The following is a 24,639-nucleotide window of genomic DNA, read 5'->3' as shown; positions in this document are numbered from 1 at the left end:
AAAGTGTTTTTACGGCTGTTCTCCCTTTTTCCGGGACAATGCCATAATGTCACGGATTTCCCCGGCAGGAATTTTCGTATAATCGCTTAATTCCCGTATGGACGGAATCGTTCCGTTCTCCTCTGCCAGCACCTTTCTGGCTTCATACACCAGGTTGACTTTCGCCAGAAGGGCGCTTTCTCCGTAATCCGTTCCTTCCATTTCAAGACGGTACTGCTCCATAGCCTCCCGGACATAAGTTTCCAACTGCTGTTCCATGGCGTCACTGTCCAAAGACAGCTCCGGACGCTGCTTTTTTGCTCCCAGTAATTGCTCCATCCCCAGTAAAAGGCCCATATTCCCCTCCTGCACCAAATCTTCCACCAATGCACGGCCTGTCACATAGGCTTTGGCAATGGTTGTAATCTTTTTCAGCCATTGGGCAGAGATAACAGAAATCGCCAAACGGTCTCCTTCCAGGAGCTTCTGATACAGCTCAGATATTCCTTCCCGGGATAAATCGGAAATGTTATGAATCTCATTCAGATACATCTGGTAATGCCTGGAATGGACTGCGTTCTTTCCGCTGCCCGGGGATTGGGAAGTTCCCTTCATGGATTTTCCCGGCAAACTTCCCTCTGGGGACTGTCCAGCTTCCCCCGCCAGGCTCTCCTCCGGGGACTGTCCAGCTTTCCCCGCCAGGCTCCCCTCCGGGGACTGACTAGATTGATCCTCCAGAGGCTTCTGAAAAAACTGGTAAATCATTTCCTGCTGCTGGGAAGATAATTCCATATCCTTAAAATATTCCTGAATCTCCTCCCGGCTCATGGGTTCCGGGGAAGCCTTTGCTATCTCCTGTACGGAGCGCAGCGTTTCCATAAATAACGTTTTATCTACCATAAGTTCCTCCTGCCTTTCCCTGACATTGTACCATGAGAGAAGGTTTTTGTCAGCTTTTTCTCAAGAGGAAAACTATCGCGTCCCTGAAAAATAACATACGTTATTTCAGCAGCATCCTCTACAAGTTCACCGGCGGCCTGCAGCTCCCCTCTTTGCAGAGATACAAAGTAGCCCGGTTGTTGATCCGCTCATACTTTTCATTTTCTTCCCAAAACACCACAATATCCGCATCTTTTCCATACAGCTTCTGCAATTTCTTCAAATCCTTCTCTTCTTTCAGAACGCCTACGATATGCTCCGGGGGATTCTGGTATAAAAGCGCCGCCAGCAGGGAAAAGCTCTGTCCCGCCGGATACTGCTCCGCATAATAGGAAAGGAAATCCAACTGCCAGGCGGCCTGCTCCCGCCAGGCTTCTTTTCCGGTAATCTGCCACAGCTTTACCAGGTTATAAGCCATCACGGAATTGCCGCTGGGAACTGCCCCGTCATAAGTTTCTTTCGAAGGGGCAACCAGAGGCTCATTCTCTGCTCCATAGAGAAAAAAACCGCCCTTTTCCTTATCTGCAAACAATTCTATGGCCCTGCTGCAGTAATGCTCCGCCAGTTCCAGGTATTTCTTTTCCAATGAGGCGCCGTAAAGCTCGATCAGACCAAACCCATAAAATGCATAATCTTCCAGAAATCCTTTGCCCTGACAATGGCCTCTGCGGCAGCTTACATATAAAGAATCTTCTCCTTTTTTCTGATTTTCCAAAAATCTGCAGGCCGCCTTTGCCTGGCGCAGATAACTTTCCTGTCCGAACATCCGGTACATTCTGGCAAAAGCCCCTATCATCAGACCATTCCAGGAAGTGAGAATTTTGTCGTCCAAAAACAGCTGATACCTCTGTTTCCGGTATGCGTATACTTTAGACAGAAGCCTTTCCGGCTCTGTATGGGAGCACTCTTCTTCTCCGCCGGTGCACAGGATTTCCTCTGTATTTTCCGCATTCAGCCGGTTGGGAATGCTTTTTCCCTCAAAATTTCCCTCCCTGGTAATATTGAAATGCTCATTAAATTTCCTTCCGGCAGAACTGCCCAGAAGGGACGTGAGCTCCTCACAGGCAAATACATAATATTTTCCCTCTTCTCCCTGGCTGTCCGCGTCCTGGGCAGAGTAAAAGCCGCCGCCGGAAGCCGTCATTTCACGCTGAATATACTGGGCGGTTTTCCTGACCACTTCCCGGTAAATTTCTTTTCCGGTGACAGAATAAGCCTGGGTATAGGCCATCAGAAGCAGCGCATTGTCATACAGCATTTTTTCAAAATGAGGCACCAGAAAATATGGATCGGTGGAATATCTGGAAAATCCTCCGCCGATATGATCAAACATCCCGCCCCGATACATCTGCACCAGGGTTTTTTCCGCCATTTCCAGGGCCCGCCTGTCCCGGTTCACCCGGTAATATTCCATTAAAAACATCAGATTGTGAGCCATGGGAAATTTAGGCGCACCGCCGAACCCGCCGTAAATTTCATCAAAGCTTCCTTTAAACTGCCGCACCGCCTGAAGGGATAAATGCTGCCAGGAAAGGCCGGATTTGGCCGTATCCTGTTCCTTATTCATCTGCCCAATCAGTTCTTCTGCAGATTCCGCCAGCTTTTCCCTGTCCTGCTCCCAGCGTTTGTGCAGGGCCCGCAGCAAATCTAAAAACCCGATCCGGCCGTATGCCGTCTCCTTTGGGAAATAAGTTCCGGCATAAAAAGGCTTCTGCTCCGGCGTCAGAAACAAGCTGACCGGCCATCCGCCGCTTCCGGTAAACAACAGACATGCCGCCATATAAATGCTGTCAATGTCCGGCCGTTCCTCCCGGTCCACCTTAACAGAAATAAAATGGCGGTTCAATTCTTCGGCCACCTCTTCATCTTCAAAATTCTCATGGGCCATCACATGGCACCAGTGGCAGGTACTGTAGCCGATACTTAAAAAGATCGGTTTGTCCTCTTTTTTTGCCCGCTCAAAAGCCTCCTCGCACCAGGGATACCATTCAATGGGATGCCCGGCGTGCTGCAAAAGATAGGGGCTGGTCTGATTTTTCAAATGATTTCTCAGTTTTATCACCTCAGATTCAAAATGTCTCTGGTATAATATCTGCTATTTGCCCCATTCCAAAACTGGGAAAATCTGTAAAAAAATGGCGGGAAGGATTTTTCAAACACGCTTTCCCATACAGAAAACGTTTTATGATACGTACAGAACTGCCGGAGTAACAGCATTTTAAGCAGCTTCACCCTTCCTGCTGTTGCTTTTCTTCCTTTTCCAGTAATTTCTGCCTCTGTTCTTCCTCTTTTTCCAGTAATTTCTGCCTCTGTTTTTCCTCTTTTTCCAATTGCTTCTGCTGTCTGGCCGCTTCCCGGCCCAGCAATTTTTTCTGCCGTTTCTCGGACTTTTCTCTGGATTTCTGATCCTTCTTCACTTCTTTTTGGACGGTTCTTTCTATTTCCCGAAGCGTATCTCTGGCTTCTCCCGCTTTTTTCTTTTCTTTCCGGTAAGGATTGTAACAGAAATAAGCCGCAGTGCCAAACACCAGTACGCAAATGCCAAAAACTGACAGCCAGGGAAGAATCAAATCATATTCCTGATAGCCCAGTTCAAAACAGATAAATACCACCATCATAAGGGGAAACATGAGAAGATACAGGAGTTTGCAGATCGTATCCAAAATTTTTCCTCTCTTTTTCTCCTGCGCCAGAAGAGTTCCCTCGATTCCGGAAAAAGCAATCATAAACAGACATATCTGTGACTGAAACCCGTGGAGAAGGCCGCACAATGCCACCAACACCACAGACAGCAAAAACAGGGAAAAAGCGCATCCCCGGTAATAGGCATTCCGGTATTCCTGAATCCCCTGTAATTTATCTTCTGTAATACCATACATGGCATAGACCTGAGCGTCCATATGCTCCTGAAATTCCCGGTTATATTTCCTGGCCTCTTTGGTCCGCTCCATATTTTTCTCAATGGACTGGTTCAGCCGGTTCAATGCGTCCTGTTCCCGGCGGATTTGTTCAAACAGTGCGTCCTCTGCTTCCCGCTGTTTTTGAATCTGGCTGTAAATCCACTCTGTTTTCTGTATCTTTAAACTTGTCTGCGTTTGTTCCCGTTCTTCCATTTTCTTTCCTCTCATTGTAAGCTCCCACGCTGCAGTTTATGGGATTGGCCATTGCTAATTCGTTTTTACATATTTTTCAATGATGCATTCATGAACCTTCGTTTCTTTTTCATAGTTAATTCCCACCAAAAGGATATCCCCAGCATAGCCCTCAATCCAGGATGCATATTTCTTCTCTTTGATCTGGCGGATTGCCCCGCTGGCCGTCTTATCCCATTTCAGCTCAATTACCAGCGCCGGATATTCTGTATTCCGCTTCGGCAGGTAAACCACGTCTGCAAAGCCTTTCCCGGACGGAAGCTCCAGAATGGGATTGAGATAATATATTTTCGCACTGTAATATGCCATAAGCACCGCGGAGGTAAGTGAACTTTCCTGATTATATTTTAAAACAGAGGAAGTCTCACTGTGAATGGCCGACATCCCTTCTGCCACTGCGGCCCCATCCAACGCCCATGTGCTTTCCAAAAGCTCCTGTGAACGGTTCAAAGACTGAATCACGCCATCCCATCCCCCTACTTTCACCGCCCGCATAAACTCCTGCTCAATCTCCCGATTGGGGATAAATACCTGACTGGTCTCCTTCTCATAGGTCAGATAGCCAAGATGCACCAGAAGCGTCAGCACATCGTCCCTGGTCCGGAATGTGGTCATATCATTCTGAAATGTGGTAGGATCAATCACACACCGGCCATTCCCCAACATTGCCGTAACAGCCTCCTTCAGACCGTCAAAATTCAAATCTATATAAACCTTCAGCGCCTCATAAGTTTCCGTCCCTGTCCAGTAACTCTGAATTTCTTCCCAGGTCAGTGCATCCGCCACAGATTTTGGATTATAGATATGGAATTTTCCCACGCGGTATCCGTCATACCATCTTTCCACCTCTGCATAATCCATGCCCTGCTGTCTGCAGGCATCATATACTTCCTTTTCCGTAAAGCCAAAATATTCTCCCAGATTTTTGGGAGAAATCATGGAATATTCATCAAAAATATTGATCGCAGAGTGCTCCCCGTATTTCTTAATGGGCAGGATACCCGTCATATAAACCAGTTCTGTATAATCAGCTCCTTTAAAAAGCCCCCGCAAAAAATCCAGATATTCTTTCTGCATTTCTTTGCGGTTTCTGGCAATCCGGAACACACAGTCCCACTCATCAATAATAAAAATAAATCCCTTTTGGGACTGAATAAAAATCTGGTCAAGCGCAGTTTTTAACCGGCTGTCTGAATCAAACCCTTTGTATTCCGAAAACTCTTCGAGCAATTCCGCTACCACGCTTCTTTCCATATCTCCGATAAATGAATCCAGCTCTTTTTCCGATTCCAGAAAACGCTGAACATCAATCCTGATTACATAATGACGGTTCAGATGCTCCTGAAAACTCTGTTCCTTCTCAATCTTTAACCCCGCAAACAGCTCTGCCGAATCACAGCCGCAGCTATAGTAGGCTGCCAGCATATTTGCGGCCATGGATTTGCCGAAACGGCGCGGGCGGCTGACGCATATACACTTTCTCTCCGTTCTGCACACCGCATTTACCTTTGCGATCAACATACTTTTGTCAATATATATCCTGGAACATCGGGACTCCCGAAACGGAATATTTCCCGGGTTGACATAAATTCCCATACTTTTTCATCTCCTTTTGAAACTCTGTTGATTTTATTGTATCATCGGCTCTATGCCGGGGCAAGCAAAAACATCCGTACAAAAAGAAAAAATACGAATCCCCACAAAAGATCAGCTATGAAAAACACTGATTTCTATGAGAGATTCGTATTTTAAAATTCAGAGCCTAAAAATCAGCATTCACCGACAGGCCCATTACATACCGTTCCGCCTCACTTTTCTTTAACATGAACATGAATCAAATATATAACCCCCAATAAAATATTAATGCATAGTACAACTAAAATAAAGATTAAAGGCGTTTCGAAAATATATGCACTACTTTCTGTATGATAACCTTGCCCTTTACTAAATCCAGTGACAGAATCTATATATTGCACAATAATGGCTAAAAATGGAAGTGTACATAGTCCAAAAATGCTCAGTAGTATCGTTTTAATCGCAATAATACTCAAAGGAGAAGATTTCATCCGTATCACCACCCTTTTTTTGTAAAATACATAATTTAGAAATCACATTTTCTAATCACGGAAATAACTTTCCCATTGGAATCACCACGTACTGTTTTTATGCCAATGCATCAATTTATGATATTATATATTATTTTGCTTGTGGAATCAAGCGTTGCAGCCATTTTTGCGGCCAGAAAAGTTGCGTTATTCACTAAATACTATACTATTCCGGAGAATTTAATCTAATGTTTTCTTCTTCCCAAAAAGAAAAATGCCCCAAACCCTTAATTTATAAGGATTTAAAGCACTTCACACAAATGCCGCAGACCGGAATCGAACCGGTACGATGTCGCCACCACAGGATTTTAAGTCCTGCGCGTCTGCCAGTTCCGCCACTGCGGCATAACATTATTCAATTAGTAGAATGGATGGAGAAGGATTCGAACCTTCGAAGGCGGTGCCAACAGATTTACAGTCTGCCCCCTTTGGCCACTCGGGAATCCATCCATAATGGGAAAAAATCATATGCCCTGATTTCCTCAGCCATGTTGTATTATAGCATATGATTTTTCCCCTTGCAAGATCATTTTTTATTTTAGCAGCAAATTAATTGCCTGTGGGAAATTTCAGATAATTATATATTCAACTGCATGCCGCCTTTTCCGATATTTTTCAGAATCACTGCGCAGTTGGGGGGAAGAGACAGTTTCATCCGCCCGTTTCGCACCTCGTAAATAACAGATTCCAGAGAATAAGACTCCGGCTGGGTAAACATAATCCGTTCTAATCTGGTCTCCCGTTCCAGACCTGCCGGCCAGACTCTCCACTCCATCTCCCGCTCCACATAATCATTATTGATAATAATGATAAACTGCTGCCGCCTGTTAAAACGTCCATAGCACATCACCTGATAATCCCCGCCCAAAAACTTCAGAGAACCGGTTTTCAGCGCGTCATATCTCTTGTGTATCCGAATGATATCCCGGTGGAAATCCAGTAATTCCTGATCTTCTTTTCCCCAGGGATACGTCCTGCGGTTATCCGGATCGGTAAATCCCACCACTCCGGCTTCATCTCCGTAATAAATGGTAGGCGCCCCAGGCCAGGTCATCTGAACCACAACTGCTTCTTTCATAACCCCCTTATTTACTTCCTCCCCTGCCGCCGCGCTTCCCAGGTTATTGACGCGGCCCACTTTATGGTTGGTGCGGGTCAGAAATCTGGAATGATCATGATTAGACAGCTCATTCATGGCGCACTGCAGAGACGGCGTCATAAAACGGGTCATATAATAATTCATGGCCCCTTCAAAATTCTGGAAATTCCCCAGCATATCCTGCCGATATCCGTCACTGTGCTTCTCCATTCCGGTTAAAAACCAGGTCAGCGGCTCCATAAAGGCATCGTAATTCATCACCGTATCCCACTGGTCGCCCCGCAGCCACTCCACCGGATCTCCGTAATGCTCCGCCAGTACAATGGCCTGGGGATTCGCCTCCTTGACTGCCTTGCGGAAATCCCGCCAGAACTGGTGGTTGAATTCCATGGAATGCCCCAGGTCTGCCGCTACGTCCAGGCGCCATCCGTCCACATTGTAGGGTGGGGAAACCCATTTCCTGCCAATATCCAGAATATAATCATACAATTCCTGGGAACCCTCATAATTCAGCTTTGGCAGCGTATCATGCCCCCACCATCCGTCATAGGTGCGGTTGTAGGGCCAGCAGTTTTCATCGTGAAACTGGAAAAAATCACGGTAAGGGCTGTCTGCCGATATAAATGCTCCTGTGGCATAACCTACTTCTTTTTCATAAATCAGCTCTCTGTCCAGCCATTTATTGAAGGAGCCGCAGTGATTAAACACACCGTCCAGAATCACCCGCATTCCCCGCTTATGGGCTTCCGCCACCAGGCAGGCGAACAGCTCGTTGCTGGCTTCCAGATTCTCAACGTTGGAAACCCGTTTGATATATCTGGTGGCTCTGGCATTATCCGTCTCCCCCGGCTGCAGTTCTTCTCCGCCGTCCTCGATAATAACGCCGTAATGAGGATCGATGTAGTCATAGTCCTGAATGTCATATTTATGGTTGGAAGGCGAAACAAACAATGGATTAAAATACAGCACCTCCACGCCCAGATTTTGCAAATAATCCATTTTCTTCATTACACCGGCCAAATCCCCACCGTAAAATTCTCCCACGCCGAAATCTGCCGGACATTTATCCCAGTCCTCCACCTGCTGACTGTAAACTTTAATATAGTAATATTCATTGGTTTTCACATCATTGGAAGGATCGCCGTTACAGAACCGATCCACCAGGATCTGATACATAACCGCTCCCTTGGCCCAGTCCGGCGTAGAAAATCCCGGCACAATCACAAAAGAATATTCCGGCCGCACCTGGGGAGTCACGCCCATACGATCATAATAGCAATGGAGCATTCCTGTGGCTATTTCAAAATGATAACGGTATTCTGCCGTCCCAAGCCCCACTTCCGTCCGGTAATAATCAAATTCGCCCCGGGTTTCCTGCTTTTCCATGGGAATCTTGCCTGATTCAGTGCACAGCCATACAATATCCACATTATTTTTGGCTGTGCGGAATGTCAATGTCACTTTCTCATTCTCACCTGGTTCCGGAGGATTTCTGTAATCCCTGGTTCCATCCGAAAACAACGCATGTTTCCGCAGCAATGGACGCATCTGCATCATATACTGCTGTCTCTGATTCAATTCATAAATCGAATATTTACTCATGGCATGACCTCTCAATTTTTTATGATGCTTGAACAGGACTCATTTTCCCTGCTCGCGGTGATGAGTGCCCGTCAGCCCTGCTGACATTCCTCCTGTGATATTCCTGTGAATTAAAAAGGCAGCTTGTTACGGCTGCCTTTTTAGGAGAAGGTATTTTTACTATGGGGTATAGCAAAAACTATATAATGTATTGGGGGGTTTTTACGTTAATTATAGTACCATATTTTTCCCAATAAGTGTGCACAAACTTCAGAAAAATTGCAGCCCGTTTCTATATGTTTTGCACAGTACCTTTTTCCTATCCCCTGGGGGATTTACCGTCATTTTGCACAATTCATCCTTCAAACAGCGCTTCAAACTCATCCCGGCTGATTTTTTCTTTCTCCAGAAGGAGATCTGCGCATTTGTGAAGAATCTTCTCATGTTCCATTAAAATATCTTTGGATTTCTGATAGCACTCATCGATAATGCGCTTGATTTCCTGATCAATCACTCCGGCAATATTCTCTCCGTAAGCTCTGGTGTGAGCCAGATCTCTGCCGATAAAGACTTCATCGTCGTCATTATCATAATTAATCAGTCCCACATGCTCTGACATTCCGTATTTCGTTACCATGGCTTTCGCCACGCCGGTGGCCTGCTTGATATCCTGGGAAGCGCCTGTGGTAATATCATCAAAAATCAGTTCTTCCGCCACTCTTCCGCCCAGATCCACAATAATCTCCTGCAGCATCCGCCCCTTGGTGTTAAACATCTCTTCACGTTCCGGCAGAGGCATGGTATATCCTGCCGCGCCGATTCCCGTAGGAATGATGGACACGGAATACACCGGCCCCACATCCGGCAGCACATGGAACAGAATCGCATGGCCCGCCTCATGGTAAGCAGTAATCCGCTTTTCTTTCTCTGTAATAATCCGGCTCCGCTTCTCAGACCCGATTCCCACTTTTACAAATGACTTGCGGATATCACCCTGTATGATATAGGCCCGGTCCTCTTTCGCCGCATAGATTGCCGCTTCATTCAAAAGATTCTCCAGATCCGCACCTGTAAAACCTGCAGTGGTCTGGGCAATCTGCTTTAAATCCACATCATCGCCCAACGGCTTGTTTTGGGCATGCACCTTTAAAATCTCTTCTCTTCCGCCGATGTCCGGCCTTCCCACATGAACCTTCCGGTCAAATCTGCCGGGACGCATAATGGCAGGGTCTAAAATATCCACACGGTTGGTAGCCGCCATTACGATGATTCCCTCGTTGACGCCGAAGCCGTCCATTTCCACCAAAAGCTGATTCAATGTCTGTTCTCTTTCATCGTGGCCGCCGCCCATTCCAGTGCCTCTGCGTCTTGCCACTGCGTCAATCTCGTCGATAAACACAATACAGGGCGCATTTTTCTTGGCGTCTTCAAACAAATCACGGACGCGGGACGCTCCCACACCTACAAACATCTCCACAAAATCTGAACCGGAAATGCTGAAAAAAGGCACTCCCGCCTCGCCTGCCACCGCCTTTGCCAGAAGTGTTTTACCGGTTCCGGGAGGGCCCACCAAAAGCACTCCTTTGGGAATTCTTGCTCCCAGTTTGGTATATTTTCTGGGCGCCCGGAGGAAGTCCACCAGTTCCTCTAATTCTTCTTTTTCTTCTTTCAGTCCCGCAACGCTTCCGAACGTCACCTTCTTGTTCTCATCAGTAGTCATTTTGGCCCGGCTTTTTCCGAAATTCATCATTTTATTTCCGCCGCCGGAAGCCGCCGACGCATGATTGGTCATCATAATATAAAACACAAACAGCACGGCAAACAAAATCAATGTGGGCAGTATGGAAATCAGCCAGTTTTCCTCCGGCATTTCCTTCACCACATAATCTGCAAAATCATAAGATTTCATGGTCTCCTGCAGGGTATTGATATCCGACACATACAAAACCCTGGCGCCGCCGCTGCCGGAATCTCCTTTCAGCGTCACATCTGCCTGGCCGGTGGGTACTTCCCGGTTCTGGGAAATAATCACCGACACCACATTTTCACTTTTTAAATCCTGTTCAAACTGCGCATAAGTATATAATGAATTCTGTCCAAAACCGGAAGAATTGTCCCGCAGCACCCAGAGCAATGCCAGGATTAAAATTACTGCAATGTACAATCCAAATGCCCGGTTGCGTTTCTGTGCATTCATACTCTCTTATGCCCTCCTCTCTTAATGTCTGCAAATTTTACTGATATTCTGTTTCGGACCTGACCGCTTATTTAGCTGTCTCATCCTCTAATTCTACGACTCCCACATAGGGAAGATTTCGGTAATGCTGCATATAATCAAGGCCGTAACCCACTACGAACTCATCCGGAATAGCAAATCCGGTGTAGTCCACATGCACGTCTGTCACCCGGCGCTCCGGTTTATCCAAAAGCGTGCACAGTCTCAGGCTCTTCGGCTTCCTGCTTTTCAAATTTTCCAGTAAATAGCTCAAAGTTCTGCCGGAATCCACAATATCTTCCACCACCAGCACATGTTTCCCTTCAATCGCCTCGTCCAGATCCTTGATGACTTTCACCACGCCGCTGGATTTGGTGTCGTTTCCATAACTGGACACGGACATAAAATCAAGGGAGACCGGCACTGACAGCCTCTTCGCCAACTGGCAGGTAAAAAATACGCCGCCTTTTAAGACACTGACCAGATGAACTTCCTCCCCTTTATAATATTCACTAATCTCTTTTCCCATTTCACAAATTCTTTTTTCCACTTCTTCTTCTGATATTAATATACGGATTTTTTCACTCATAGGCCGTTCCTCCATCTACCTGTATCTCAAGAATTCTTCTGGTGTGTTCAGTCACTTTAATCTCTTCGCTGATGCGGTATCCTATCACCCAGAGAATATGGCTGCCGTCTGCAAGAAGCAGAATGCGATCCCGTTCCTGTCTGGGTATTTTCTCATCCACGAAATATTTTTTCAGTTTTTTTCTTCTGCCGTCGGGGCCGAGCACCAGAAAATCCTGTTCCTGACGTGTTCTTAATTGCATGGTGCCTTTTATTTTATCATAATCCATCCATTTCGTATACATCTTTTTGGGAATTTCTTCATTTTGAAAATTTTTTTCTATTAATCGGGTGCGTATTTCATATCCATACCCGGGAATCTGCCAGAAGCCCCGGGCGGTAAGCTCCGGGAAATTCTGTTTCCGCCCTTCTTCCCCGGTGCATTTTCGCAGAATTATCCCCTGATACACACGCTCTGCCCTTATATCATAAGGAAAATCCAGGCATCTTCCCACCTGTCTGTCAAAAAGCTCCCGCAGCTTCTGCACATGCAGGCTGGAAATATCTTTGCCGCCTCCCGCAAGTTCTGTCAGAATCAGATGCAGCAGGGATTTTTGCAGAACCGGCCTCTCTTTTCCCAATTCTGCCAAAATAAGGCAGCCCTGTTTTTCCCATTGGGCGTATTTGTTCCGGGCCTCTCTGGTTAAATCCTCCATCAGCTCCAGAATTTCCGCCGACAGCTCCGCCGCCTGATTCATATGGACCACCGCCTGGCTGTTCACTTCCTCCAGAACGGGAAATACCTGACGGCGCAGCCTGTTTCTGGTATAGTCCAGTTCCTCATTGGTCTTATCCATACAGAAGGGCTGCCGGACAGACGCCAGATACGCTTCAATTTCCCTCCGCTGCACACACAAAAGAGGCCGGATAATCTTTCCCCGCACCGGCAGAATGCCGCACATCCCCTTAAGGCCGGTTCCCCGGGCCAGATGGAACAGCATGGTTTCCGCACAGTCATTCCGGTTATGGGCCACTGCAATCTTATCTGCGCCGAATTCTCCGGCTGCCTGATCAAAAAATCCATACCGCAAGTTCCTTGCTCCCTCCTCCACTGTCATTTTATGCTTCCTGGAATATTCCAGTGCATTGCAGTGAAACACCCGGCAGGGCACCTGATGTTCTTTGCAGAAGTTTTCCACAAAAAGGGCGTCCGCCCTGCTGCCCTCTCCCCGGATTCCATGTTCCACATGTACGGCGCACAGCCGGAATTTCATGGTCTGCTGCAAGTTCAGCAGAATCAGCAGCAGGCAAAGGGAATCTGCCCCGCCGGACACGGCAGCCAGAATACAGTCCCCTTCTTCTGCCATATGATGCTTCTGCATAAATTCTGATATCTTCCTTCTCATCTGTTTCTCCCTGTTTTTCCATACTCTTACGTTCTGAAAGGTCAATAAACCTTTTTGGCGCAATGTCTTATTTTTCCCAGATTCCGCTGACTAACACTGTCATGTCATCCGGCACCTTTCCTGCCGTAAATAATAAAATCTGCTCCAACGTCTGCTTTGCCATCTGCTCCGGATTATTCGTCCGAATGCCCTCCAGAATTTCCCGAAACGCCTCTTCCGGCTCCGGAACGTGCAGATCATCCAGTACGCCGTCTGTCACCTGAATTACGAAATCTCCGTTCTGGAGCTGCCGGCTGGCTCTGTCGATTTCAAGCTGATGGAACATACCGGCCGGAAGGCTTCCGGAGGAAATGCATTCCACCGCTTCCCCCCGTTTGATAAAGGTAGCCGCTGCGCCGATTTTATAAAACTCACACATCCCGGTATACAAGTCCATCGACGCCAGATCCACTGTGGAAAAAATTCCCTCTTCCCCCTGGATTACCATGGCGGAATTCATCATCCGAATGGCTGTCTCTTTCCGAAACCCTGCTTCCAAAAACTTCTCTATTAACTCTATCACCATTTCGCTTTCCTTACAAGCACGGATTCCGGAACCCATCCCGTCTGACAATGCCATTACGCATTCTCCTCCGTCCAGTTCCAGAAAGGAAAAACTGTCCCCGGACACCTGGGCGTCGTCTTTGGTCAGCCTTGCCACCCCCTGCAGGGTGTGAAACAGCGTATCTTCTTCAAAGGTAAGGAAGCTTTCTTCCTTTCCAACCATGGACCGGACGTATTTTCCGGGGGCCATATCCCGATGCAGTCCCTGGCTTACCGCCTTGGCCAATTCCTTTACCGATACGCAGTTTCCCCATTTGGAGCATGCCTGCATCTGCAGTGACAGCTTTCCGTTTCTTCTCTCGTAGAGGCGGATTTCCCTGGCGGTAATTCCCCGCTCCTTCATCCTATACCGCACTGACCCAAGCAGTTTTCCCTCCTTACGGCTGATGTCTCTGTACTCTTTGGCGCAGTCTTCCATAATGTAGGCCATGGCGTCTAACTGTTCCGCTATCACTCCGCGGTTTTCCAGCAGCCGGTTATACCAGGCCAGATTCAGCTTGGCCTTCTCAAACACTTCCACCGCCTCTTCTATAATGCTGTCAGAATAGGGGCAGTAGTCCGCCAGCTCCTGATTCACTTCCTCCTTTGCCCCTCCCCGCTTTTCTATTGAATGGAACAGACGGTAAAACACCTCGAACATGGGGCTGTTTTCCTCCTGCCAGCAAATGGCGCACTGATCGCAGGACATGCAGATTTTACCGGCAATTTCCTGCTGCATTCTGCCCATTTCCTCCGGCTCAAAACTGCTTTTAAAACTTTCCATCTGGGAAAATATCTGGGAAAGCCCGTTAAAGGATTTAGCGTAAGTCTCAAGCTTCTCTCCGTGTTCCGGCGCAATCTGACCGGATTCTCTTCTGCCGCCGGAGGAAAAAAACGTCCCTTCTAAAAACTGGTGAAGCAGGGGCGTCAGCGCCAGAACCATTCCAAATACCAGAACAGATTCCAAAAGCCCCATCCATACGATGGCCCGGTTCCTTACCTGCAGCAATTCTCCCGCCAGAGTCACAAGAAACACGCTAATCCCGGCTGCGCCTGCGCCGATGTAAGTACGGCAGCTTTTGTTGGCCCACTCCACCAGCTTGATCACTGCAGCGGTTACAAAAAGCGCCGTCATATATTTTGCCATGGCCTGCACCGGGATAAACAGCGTCATTCCGAACATGCTGAAAATCAGCAGCAGGGTACGGTTGACTTCCTCCAGATAACAGGCTGCAAAAAATCCCGGTATCAATGGATAACACCCGGCAAACGCTCCCTTTGACACTGCCATAGCCACTCCGTATAATATGATTTCTTTCCATCTCGTCTGTTTCATGATTCGTCCTCCTTTTTTATCCGGCTGTTTCCTCTTTGCCGGACGTGCAGGAGTTATTATAAAAAGAAGCGGCTGAAATGTTTGTCAAACCCGGGACGAGTTTTCAAAAACTTTTAGACAAAAAGCCCCTTAGAACCACTGCTTATGGCGATTCTAAGGGGCTTAAGCATTTTAGGAAATTCACAATCATGCTTCATCTCCTGATTCATGATGGTTTATTTTCCGGAGGATTTCCTCTCCTTGAAAATAATTTCATTGGAATATACAAGTCCTAATTTGGTCTTGGCCACCTGCTCTATGTATTCTCTGGTATTTACGTATTTCTTATATTCTTTCAGTTCTTTCTTCCGCTGCTCTTCGGATTCCAACTGGGACTGCAGCTCCGTTTCCTGGGCTAAGTAAGATTGGTTCCTCTCATACACCGAGGTAATCTGAACCGACATCACCCCGATTAAGGTCAGCACAATCAACGTGATGCATATCATGCTGGACTTATTCTGCTTCCTTCTTCTCCGCATTCGGGTTCTCTCTGCGCTGGATTTGCGCGCTCTCTCACGTTTTCCCATGCTACTGCCTTTCTGTGTTCCATGTTCCTATAATTTACATAATCCTATTCTAACTGCTTTCCATAGTTTTTTCAATTGTTTTTTCCAAAACCGTAAGACTTTTTTCAGCATCTTTTTCAGACGCCCCAGGGGGCCTTTCAGCAAACGGGCTGTCCACACCATGGGCCTGCTGACCAGAAACAGGATTTTTTCCAGCAAAAATACGCTTCCTTTCACCACCCACCGGCTTAACAGCAAGTTATAAAACACCATCCCCGCCACAACTCCGCCTATGACAAATCCCCTGATGTAGCCGCTGTTTTCCCGATACAGCATGGCAAAAAGCGCAACCGCGCTCCCGATCCAGAACAACAGGTCTTCCGCTCCTGTCACCCAGCTTTTATGGGAAACCAGACGCCGCATAATCCGAAGCAGATCGTACACAAACAGAAGTATCATTCCAGTAAAGAAAGAGGCCATCAATACATCTGCTTCCTTTAAGATCTCCGGGCTCACTTTCATCACTTAAACAGTCTTCCCAGAAAAGATTCGCCCTGTTTTGCGGAAGATTTTACATCAGAATAGGTAAAACTGTCGATTTTCCCTTCGATATCTATCTCTCCCTTTTCCAGTGTCAGGCGGTTTACGTGAAGATCATTTCCTTTGATCATCAGCATTCCCATTTCCGTTTCCAGAAGAATCTCTCCCACATCAAAGGAAAGCACGTCAATGACTCCGTTCAACACCCCGTTTTTCCGGTTGGATATCACAATCTTATGGCTGTGGCCCGCCGCTCTTTCTTCCATATTAAAACCTCCTTCCATATTTCCGGGACCATATGGATGTCCTTTTTAAATATATGAAGGAGGCTGTATTTTATGCCTGGGATTACAGATATTTGAATAATTCTTTGGCTTCTTCTTTCCTGCTGGTGTCCTGGACTGCCAATACTTCTACCTTTACATTCTTAGTTCCGAATCCAATCTCAATGATATCGCCTGCTTTCACGTCCTGGGAGGCTTTTGCCACTTTCCCATTGACTGACACTCTGCCTGCGTCGCAGGCTTCATTGGCCACCGTCCGCCGTTTAATCAGACGGGAAACCTTTAAATATTTATCAAGTCTCATGTTTCTCTCACTCCTTTCCAAAAACAGAAAGAGAAAAAAGGACTCTCTGTGTGTGTTTCAGAGAGTCCTTAACCATGTCATAAACTGACTATGCATTAATCATGTCTTTTAACGCTTTTCCTGCCTTGAATTTCGGCGCTTTAGAAGCCGGAATTACCATCTCTTTGCCGCTTTGCGGGTTTCTTCCGGTTCTTGCTGCACGCTCAGAAACTTCAAAAGTTCCAAAGCCGACCAACTGAATTTTCTCTCCTTTTTTCAGTTCTTCTGTAACTACATCAGTGAAAGCTTTCAGCGCTTTCTCTGCATCTTTTCTGGATAATTCCGTTTTTTCAGACATTGCTGCAATTAATTCTGCTTTGTTCATGACAAAATTCCTCCTCTGGATTCTATATGTTTAAATTATTGTGGCCCTATATCTGTCAAAGTAATGTCTTATTTCTTTTCTTTATATCCTAAACCACACATTTAAGGATTATATATGTTTTACAGCATTTTGTCAATCATTGCAAGCACTTCTTTCCCTAATTGTTCAGATTTTTCATCTGCATCCGACAGGGAAGTCCCTTTTACGCCATAATAGAACTTCACTTTCGGTTCTGTTCCGGAAGGTCTGACGCATACCCATGCATCTTCTGTCAAATCATAATACAGTACATTGGAGGAGGGAAGCCCGGTGGGCGTTACCTTGCCGTCTGCCATATTCTGAATGGTATCCTTCTTATAATCCCTTGCAGACACTACCTGGTATCCGCCGATTTCCTTCGGCGTATTCTCCCTTAAAGTATTCATAATCTCCTGAATCTTCTCTAATCCTTCGATTCCCTTTAAGGTGATTGCCTTCACATCATCTTTGTAGTATCCGTAACGCTCATACATGGCAATCATGGCATCCCATAAGGTCATGTTCTTGGTCTTGTAATATGCAGCCGCTTCACATAAGGTCATGGAAGCCACAACTGCATCCTTGTCCCTTGCGTAAGTGCCGGTCAGGCAGCCATAGCTCTCTTCCATACCGAAGAGATAGGTTCCCTTTCCGGTGTTTTCAAATTCCAGGATTTTCTGGCCGATGAATTTGAATCCGGTGAGCACTTCAATCAATTCGATTCCGTAATATTTTGCAATGGCATCTGCCATGTTGGTGGAAACGATGGATTTCACAAAGGCTCCGTCTGCCGGAAGTCCGTCTTTTTCTTTTCTCTGGCTGATTACATAATCACCGATGAGACAGCCTGACATATTGCCGGTAAGACTGTGGTATTCTCCTGTCTTGGAATCTTTCACATACACGCCGAGACGGTCAGCGTCCGGGTCTGTGGCAAGAATCAGATCTGCATCCACTTCTTTGCCAAGCTTTAAGCCTAACTGGAACGCTTCTTCTGATTCCGGATTGGGGTAGCTTACCGTGGGGAATTCGCCGTCGGGCAGCTCCTGCTCCGGCACCACATAAACATGTTCAAATCCAAGTTCCTTTAACACCCGGCGCACCGGAATATTTCCGGTTCCATGCAGCGGAGAATATACGATCTTCATGTCTTTTGCCACGGCGTCAATGCAATCCTGGCGCAGAACCAGGCTCTTTAACTCTTCAATATACGGATCGTCAATGTCGCTGCCAATGACAGTGTAAAGTCCTGCCTGCTCTGCTTCGGCCTTATTCATGGTCTTTACGGTGGCATAATCTGTAACTTTCTTCACCTCATCCATAATTCCCTTGTCGTGGGGCGGGGTAATCTGGGCGCCGTCCTCCCAATATACCTTATATCCGTTATATTCGGGAGGATTGTGGCTTGCGGTAATATTGATTCCTGCAATACATCCCAGCTTACGAACGGCATAAGACAATTCAGGGGTAGGCCTTAAGGATTCAAACACATAAGCTTTAATTCCGTTTGCCGCCAGGCAAAGAGCCGCTTCATCTGCAAATTCCGGCGACATTCTCCGGGAATCGTAAGCGATTGCCACTCCTTTGGCCTGTCCGTTTACCGACGCAATATAATTTGCCAATCCCTGGGTTGCCTTTCGCACCGTATAGATATTCATCCGGTTGGTGCCTGCTCCAATCACGCCGCGGAGTCCTGCAGTGCCGAACTCCAGATCCATATAAAAACGCTCTTCTATCTCTTTTTCATCTTCTGCAATTCCTTTTAACTCTGCTTTTGTGGCTTCATCAAAATATGGGTTATTTAACCACTCCTGATACATTTCTTTGTAATCCATTTTAATCCTCCTCGTTATTGTTTCTGCAGTGCGGCGGGTCAGGCCGCGATGATTTCATGCAACATGCATGGGTGAAAATCTGCTGCTTTTATCATACTTCAAGAGGGGGAATTTCTCAACTGTTTTTTGGGGAAAATTCCGGGTTTTGGGCGGAAGATTTTTGGTTTCCGCACCGGACGGGTCTCTTTTTTTGCACACAGGAACTGCCGGATTGCCCTGTTTGGTTGTAAAAGGGCAATCCGGCAGTTCCATGCGCAGCCAATATACTGCCAGCATCTCTTTCGATTTAGCGTCTGGCGGCATTTCCGCTGGTTACGTTGTTATTACTGTTATTGTTATTGTTGTTATTACTATTATTATTGTTATTGTTGGTGTTGTTATTTTTGTTGGTATTATTGTTTCTGTTATTGTTGTTATTATTGTTATTACTATTATTATTGTTATTACTATTATTATTGTTATTGCTATTATTATTGCCGGGCGGATTCGAGGTGGAGATCGTTTCATCTGAGCTTTTATCGGTCAGTTTAATGGTAAGCTCCGCTGTTTTGGAATTGACAATCAGAGTCCGGCTCCATTCTTCGTAGCCTTCGGCTTTCGCAGTCAGGCGGTGGGTGCCGTAGCGGACTTCCACAGCTTTGCTGATGTCGATTTTCTGGCCGTCCAGATATACTTCTGTGTTTGCAGGCTCCACCTTAAACTGAATTTGACAGGATTTGGGGCCTTCCCCTTTCAGCTCATTCAAATCCACAGCCGTTTCCTGGTTGGCTTCCACGGTAATTTCCCGGCTGCCGCCGTAGCCGTCGTTGGCAACCGTCAGAAGATAGGTGCCCTCTGCCACTTCAATTCTCATCTGGGGAACAATTTTCATGGAAATCATGTTTCCAATGGTGATGTAGCCGCCCTGAAAAATATCGGTGTTTTTCAAGGCTACGGTTCCGTGGCCTGCCAACACCTGAATGGTATAAATCTGCTTGTCAATTCCCCGCAGGCAGATGGTGTCCTGTTCGCTGATTTCCGACAGGGATATCTTGCTGTTTCCGTGATAAGCGGATACTTTATCGTCAAAAAAATAGGTGCTTCCCCCTACGCTCAGGGTTTGTTTGGACAAATCCAGGGTAAAATGATACAGATCATCATAGGAAAATACCTCATCGGAAATCTGAACATTCACAAGGGTTTCCCCTCTTCGCTCCACTGTTACCAGTTCTCCCACGGAAATCTGATTCACGGTCAGGTTATCTCCGTATTTTCCTTTAAAATACGTTGCGCCGGTGTAGTTAAACGGCTTTTCCCTTGTGGTTTCCCAGTCCTGCAGCGTGATAACGCTCCGATCCGAATCAATGGCTGTAACGATATACAGCTTATCCGTTTCTTTCAGAATTTCCACTTCCTCAATATAGCTGTCCTCTTTTCCCTTCAGGGACTCCCTGCCGTCGGTAATCTTTCCTCCCCGGCCTCCGCATCCGGCCAGCAGCAGTATCAGACATGCCGCTATAAATACAAAACGTCTGTTTCTCTTTTGCATCCTAATCCCTCCCTAGCGCGTATTTGAAAAATCATTCCTTCTCTGCAGTATTAAGACATCAAATGCAGGAAATTCTCCCTGGCTTCGTTCTGGGAAATGAATTTCTCCAGCTTTTCCAGATTCCTCCCGCACACCCAGGCTTTACTGGCGTTAAAATAATGATTTGCAATTTTCCAGAATTTTTCCGGATACGCAAGCCGGATATAGAGCTGCTTCATCTCCTGTTCACTTAAAGCCCTGACTTTATGGTATGCGTTCAGCATATCCATGCCCAGGCCCATATTCCAGTTATGCTTTTCCATAATTTTGCGCATAAAATTACCAAGATCCGACACCTGGATATCATAAGAGGCTTTTTCAAAATTCAGCACTGCTATTCCCTGCCTGGAAAACAGTACGTTGTGCTGATTGTAGTCTCCGTGGCAGATTCCGTAAATGCCCTCTTTTACGCCTTCTTCTTTTGCCCTCTTAAGTTCCTGCTGCTGCAGCTTCACCACGTCCATGGCTTCTTTGTAAAACTGATCAAAACTTTTTAAAAATTCCATCTCAAAATCCGTCTTTTTCTTCCTGGAAAAAATGAAATTGCGGACTTTTTTCAATTCTCTCGTATGTCTTTCGTTTTCTTCCAGTAAGGTATGCTCCCTTACCTGGAGATACTCTGGCATTTCCTTTGGAAACTCCCTGAGAACATTATGTATATCGGCTAACTGCCGGATGGACTTTAAAATATCGTCCCGGCTCTTGGTATCGCATTCTCTGCCTTCATACCAGTCTCTTACCATATAGGCAGTTCCGTCCACATCTCTGGCTATGGTTTTGGCGTCCTCGGTCTTTACGATACAATCAATCCGTTCTTGTCCATGATTCTTCAAAAACTGCAGCAGACCATACAGGAAATCTGCCCTTCCTTCAGAGCCCTTATATTCTTTTAATATTTTCAGGCCCTTATCCGTATCGCAAATCAGCGCGCCTCTTCCTTTTACCGTCTGCCTCACTTCAAAAGGATATTGTTCCAAAATCAGATTTTCTCGATTATACACATAAACCCCTCCACCATGATATTCACAGGCTTATTTCCTGTGTCTTTCTATCATATGTGAAAGGGTTGGATTCTATTCTGATTTTCTGTCTGTTTTCAGCAGTTTTAACAACTTTTCTCTGGTATTGTCCTCCGGCGTATTCAATACGTGCTGCAGCATCTTTTCTAATGCTTCCCCAAGCTCTTTGCCGGGCTTCATTCCAAGTTCTATCAAATCGCCGCCTTTAACTGCAAGCTCTTTCAGGGTCAGGCATTGGTTTTTCTCCATAATCTCCTGGTAAATCCGCTGATATTCTGCAAGATAATCCAGTTTTTCCTGCCGCTTGTACTGATTTTTGGCCAGTGTATCCGCACGCTTCACTTCAAAAAGAGCCGGTAAATGTTCTGCTCCAATCTGATGAACGGCGCGCCGAATATTTGCTTCCTCTAACAGCGGCCTGTGATCGTGCCAGGTAATCAGGGTTGTCACCTCAGCGATGGTGTCGTTATCAAACTTCAAACGCTGCAGAATCTCCTTCGCCATCTCTGCCCCCTGTTTGGGATGTCCGTAGAAATGATAGATCCCCTCTTCATCCACACTTCTGCACAAAGGCTTGGCCACGTCATGCAAAAGCATGGTCAGCCGGAGCGTTTTGTCTTTCCGGATGTGGGTCAGAGCCGCTATGGTATGTTCTCCCACATTATAACAATGATGCTGATTGTTCTGAGGCGTTGCCATCATTGCATCAAATTCCGGCAGAATCACACGGGTGATTCCAGTTTCATACAGGGTACGCATTTTTTCCGGATGATCGGAAATCAGCAGCTTAACCAGCTCTGTCTGAATCCGTTCCGCACTGACTTCGGCAAGATTCTGAGCCAGACAGGGGATCATTTCCCTGGTCTTATCTTCTATCGTAAACCCAAGCTGAGCTGCGAATCTTACGGCCCGCATTAACCGCAATGCGTCTTCTGTAAAGCGTTCTGCAGGATTTCCCACACAGCGGATCTGCTTTCGGTTCAGATCTCCTGTTCCGTCAAATACGTCAATCAGCCCATTCTGCTCATTATAGGCCATGGCATTGATGGTAAAATCCCTGCGTTTTAAATCTTCAATTAAATCTGAGGTAAAGATAACCTCCTTAGGATGCCTTTTATCCTCGTATTCTCCGTCAATCCGGTACGTGGTCACTTCAAATCCTTCTCTGTCGCAGAGTACGGTAACCGTCCCATGCCGGATTCCGGTATCTACAGTCCTTGGAAAAAGCATTTTCACCTGCTTCGGGGAAGCGGAAGTGGTTATATCCCAGTCCTCCGGCTTTCGCCCCAGAATGGAATCCCTCACGCAGCCTCCCACCGCATAAGCCTCATAGCCTGCCTCTGACAGTGTATCAATTATAAACTTTACTTTTTCCGGTAACTGTATTGTCATATCAAACTCCTATTTGCATAAATCTGCCACTACCTGATTAATTACTTTTCCATCGGCTTTGCCTTTTAATTCTGCCATAACCGCTTTCATAATCTGACCTTTGTTCTTTGTAGCGACAACTTCTGCAAATTTCTCCGTGATGTAAGATTTCACTTCCTCCCGGGACATCAGGGCCGGAGCATATTCTTTGATTACATCATGCCGAAGCTGATATTCCTCCATCAAATCTGTCCGCTCTGCCGGACAGGTGTCAAGCTGCTCTTTTGCTGTCTTTAACTCCTTCAAAATCACCCGGTCCACCAAAGCTTCCGGAATATCCTCCCGGCAGCCCTCATCAATGGCCGCTTTCTTCACGGCAGAAACCAGTGCGGAAATTGCATCCTTTCTGCCTTTATCCTTAGCCTTCATGGCTGCTATCATATCATTCTGCAATGTTTTTATTTCCATATATCGTCTTTCCTTCTTTCTTCCATATGCTACAGCACTCTGCGCACTGTAATAATCGGCCGGTAAGTTGCATTGTCATAAGCTACGATTCCGTATGCCGTTCCCTTGGCATGGACAATCTGCCCATTCCCCATATAGATTGCCACATGTCCGGCATAGCAAATCAAATCTCCTGCCTGGGCGTTGGAATAACTCACTTCCTGCCCTACGGAACGCTGGGAATAAGAATAGCTTGGAATGTTGATTCCGAAATGGGCGTACACATAACTGGTAAATCCGCTGCAGTCCGCTCCGGTATTAGGGTCTTTGCCGCCCCATACGTAAGGATTCCCTACAAAATTCATTGCATAGTTCACCACTGCGCTGCCGCTGACCCCGGTACTGTAGCCAGGATTCTTATTGCCTCCGCCGCCGGAACCGCTGTCCGAAGAGCTGCCGCCGGAAGAATCACTGGTACTGCCGCTTGAGCTGCTGCTGGCTCTGCTTGCAGCAGCTGCCGCAGCTGCTGCGGCACGCTGCTCCTGTTCTCTTCTCTCCTGTTCTCTCCGTTCCCGCTCAATCCGCTCATTTTCCTGGGCAATAATGGTATTCTGAGCATTGATGGTATCCTGATATTTGGCTGCAAGCTCCTGGGCTGCCGCCAGTTTATTCTGGAAATCTCCTACTTCATCTTTCTTCTGCGCAATCGTCGTCTCGAAATTCTCCCTTGCCACCTGATATTCCTGATGTTTTACTTCAAGGGCCTGAATCTCTTCTTCCTGCTGTTTCTCTAACGCTGCCACCTGATCCTTGGTATTCTGATATTCTGTCAGAAGTTCTCTGTCATAGGAATAAACCTCATTGACGTACTCCACCCGGTTCAGCAGATCCGCAATGCTTCCGGATTCCAGCAGACTGGTCAGCATTGCAGTGTCTCCTTTTTCGTACATAAAACGAATCCGCAGCTTCATGGCGTCATATTGATTCTGCTCATCGATCTTGGCCTGTTCCAAATCCGCTTTCGTCTGCTCTAACTCATCTTCCTTCACTGCCAGTTCTTCTTCCAGTGTGGACAGCTCAATCATAACGTTCACCAGTTCTGCGTCCAGTTCATTAATCTCGCTGCGCAGCTGCTCCTGCTGTTCCTCTATTCTGTTAATCTCACCCTGTTTCGACTTCAGGTTGGCTTCCGCCTCTTTCTTCTTCTGCTCCGCATCGGATTTCTTGTCCGCCATTGCTACGGAAAACTGTGACATTCCCATGACAATCACCAGTACTGCCGCTACCAGCCTCTTTCTTCTCATGCAAATCTCCTTTCTGAATGACTCTCAATGTATGTCTCTGATTATAACATCATCTTTCCCCGATAGCAACCGCATAGCAG

The 24,639-nt window shown here is 46.6% G+C and carries 21 protein-coding genes and 2 tRNA genes; all 23 read right to left on the bottom strand.

Translation table 11 applies throughout. From position 1 onward, the window contains the following. Positions 1-9 precede the first annotated feature (9 nt). Positions 10-879, bottom strand: coding sequence for a hypothetical protein (locus ACTO17_RS01570; RefSeq protein ID WP_482556628.1), 870 nt, complete (start codon positions 877-879; stop codon positions 10-12). 118 nt (positions 880-997) lie between these two features. Then, positions 998-2,959 (bottom strand): thioredoxin domain-containing protein, encoded by a 1,962-nt coding sequence (locus ACTO17_RS01565; RefSeq protein WP_482556627.1) that lies wholly within the window; start codon positions 2,957-2,959, stop codon positions 998-1,000. 187 nt (positions 2,960-3,146) lie between these two features. Beyond that, on the bottom strand, positions 3,147-4,046 hold the full coding sequence (locus ACTO17_RS01560) for a hypothetical protein (protein WP_482556626.1): 900 nt from the start codon (positions 4,044-4,046) through the stop codon (positions 3,147-3,149). Positions 4,047-4,085: 39 nt separating this feature from the next. Beyond that, positions 4,086-5,666, bottom strand: a complete 1,581-nt coding sequence (locus tag ACTO17_RS01555) for an AAA family ATPase (RefSeq protein WP_482556625.1) — start codon at positions 5,664-5,666, stop codon at positions 4,086-4,088. Positions 5,667-5,878: 212 nt separating this feature from the next. Then, positions 5,879-6,136 (bottom strand): hypothetical protein, encoded by a 258-nt coding sequence (locus ACTO17_RS01550; protein WP_172539446.1) that lies wholly within the window; start codon positions 6,134-6,136, stop codon positions 5,879-5,881. 300 nt (positions 6,137-6,436) lie between these two features. After that, positions 6,437-6,520: transfer RNA gene (locus ACTO17_RS01545), tRNA-Leu, on the bottom strand. Between the two features lie 23 nt (positions 6,521-6,543). Then, positions 6,544-6,625: transfer RNA gene (locus ACTO17_RS01540), tRNA-Tyr, on the bottom strand. A gap of 127 nt (positions 6,626-6,752) precedes the next feature. Then, positions 6,753-8,876: a glycoside hydrolase family 13 protein gene (locus tag ACTO17_RS01535; protein ID WP_172536758.1), complete on the bottom strand. Its 2,124-nt coding sequence runs from the start codon at positions 8,874-8,876 to the stop codon at positions 6,753-6,755. A 334-nt stretch (positions 8,877-9,210) separates the two neighbouring features. Beyond that, the gene (gene ftsH, locus ACTO17_RS01530; RefSeq protein ID WP_172536759.1) at positions 9,211-11,052 is read right to left on the bottom strand and encodes an ATP-dependent zinc metalloprotease FtsH; all 1,842 of its coding nucleotides are present in this window, start codon (positions 11,050-11,052) and stop codon (positions 9,211-9,213) included. Between the two features lie 67 nt (positions 11,053-11,119). Continuing rightward, positions 11,120-11,659, bottom strand: a complete 540-nt coding sequence (gene hpt / locus ACTO17_RS01525; protein ID WP_172536760.1) for a hypoxanthine phosphoribosyltransferase — start codon at positions 11,657-11,659, stop codon at positions 11,120-11,122. Then, positions 11,652-13,043 (bottom strand): tRNA lysidine(34) synthetase TilS, encoded by a 1,392-nt coding sequence (gene tilS, locus ACTO17_RS01520; RefSeq protein ID WP_482556624.1) that lies wholly within the window; start codon positions 13,041-13,043, stop codon positions 11,652-11,654. The genes hpt and tilS overlap by 8 nt, the downstream gene beginning before the upstream one ends. Positions 13,044-13,110: 67 nt before the next feature. Further along, the gene (locus ACTO17_RS01515; RefSeq protein ID WP_172536762.1) at positions 13,111-14,961 is read right to left on the bottom strand and encodes a SpoIIE family protein phosphatase; all 1,851 of its coding nucleotides are present in this window, start codon (positions 14,959-14,961) and stop codon (positions 13,111-13,113) included. A 215-nt stretch (positions 14,962-15,176) separates the two neighbouring features. After that, positions 15,177-15,527, bottom strand: a complete 351-nt coding sequence (locus tag ACTO17_RS01510) for a septum formation initiator family protein (protein ID WP_172536763.1) — start codon at positions 15,525-15,527, stop codon at positions 15,177-15,179. A 27-nt stretch (positions 15,528-15,554) separates the two neighbouring features. Continuing rightward, complete coding sequence (gene yabQ / locus ACTO17_RS01505; RefSeq protein WP_482556665.1) at positions 15,555-16,028, bottom strand: spore cortex biosynthesis protein YabQ; 474 nt, start codon at positions 16,026-16,028, stop codon at positions 15,555-15,557. Then, positions 16,028-16,312 (bottom strand): sporulation protein YabP, encoded by a 285-nt coding sequence (yabP, locus tag ACTO17_RS01500; protein WP_172536765.1) that lies wholly within the window; start codon positions 16,310-16,312, stop codon positions 16,028-16,030. The genes yabQ and yabP overlap by 1 nt, the downstream gene beginning before the upstream one ends. 82 nt (positions 16,313-16,394) lie before the next feature. Beyond that, the gene (locus tag ACTO17_RS01495) at positions 16,395-16,634 is read right to left on the bottom strand and encodes an RNA-binding S4 domain-containing protein (protein ID WP_172536766.1); all 240 of its coding nucleotides are present in this window, start codon (positions 16,632-16,634) and stop codon (positions 16,395-16,397) included. Positions 16,635-16,722: 88 nt separating this feature from the next. Continuing rightward, positions 16,723-16,998, bottom strand: coding sequence for an HU family DNA-binding protein (locus ACTO17_RS01490; protein ID WP_172536767.1), 276 nt, complete (start codon positions 16,996-16,998; stop codon positions 16,723-16,725). Between the two features lie 119 nt (positions 16,999-17,117). Continuing rightward, the gene (locus tag ACTO17_RS01485; RefSeq protein ID WP_172536768.1) at positions 17,118-18,851 is read right to left on the bottom strand and encodes a phospho-sugar mutase; all 1,734 of its coding nucleotides are present in this window, start codon (positions 18,849-18,851) and stop codon (positions 17,118-17,120) included. A 286-nt stretch (positions 18,852-19,137) separates the two neighbouring features. After that, a complete protein-coding gene (locus ACTO17_RS01480; protein WP_482556623.1) occupies positions 19,138-20,379 on the bottom strand; it encodes a PEGA domain-containing protein in 1,242 nt (413 codons plus the stop codon). Positions 20,380-20,429: 50 nt separating this feature from the next. After that, complete coding sequence (locus ACTO17_RS01475; RefSeq protein WP_482556622.1) at positions 20,430-21,419, bottom strand: CotS family spore coat protein; 990 nt, start codon at positions 21,417-21,419, stop codon at positions 20,430-20,432. Positions 21,420-21,491: 72 nt separating this feature from the next. After that, positions 21,492-22,829, bottom strand: a complete 1,338-nt coding sequence (locus tag ACTO17_RS01470; protein WP_482556621.1) for a CCA tRNA nucleotidyltransferase — start codon at positions 22,827-22,829, stop codon at positions 21,492-21,494. Positions 22,830-22,838: 9 nt separating this feature from the next. Further along, complete coding sequence (locus ACTO17_RS01465) at positions 22,839-23,276, bottom strand: GatB/YqeY domain-containing protein (protein ID WP_172536772.1); 438 nt, start codon at positions 23,274-23,276, stop codon at positions 22,839-22,841. 29 nt (positions 23,277-23,305) lie between these two features. Then, entirely contained in the window at positions 23,306-24,559 is a 1,254-nt protein-coding gene (locus tag ACTO17_RS01460) for a C40 family peptidase (protein WP_482556620.1), read from the bottom strand. Between the last annotated feature and the right edge of the window lie 80 nt (positions 24,560-24,639).

The sequence above is a fragment of the Petralouisia sp. genome (assembly GCF_056822245.1).
Note: the sequence above shows the minus strand (reverse complement) of the source record. Positions and strands in the feature narration are given on the sequence as shown.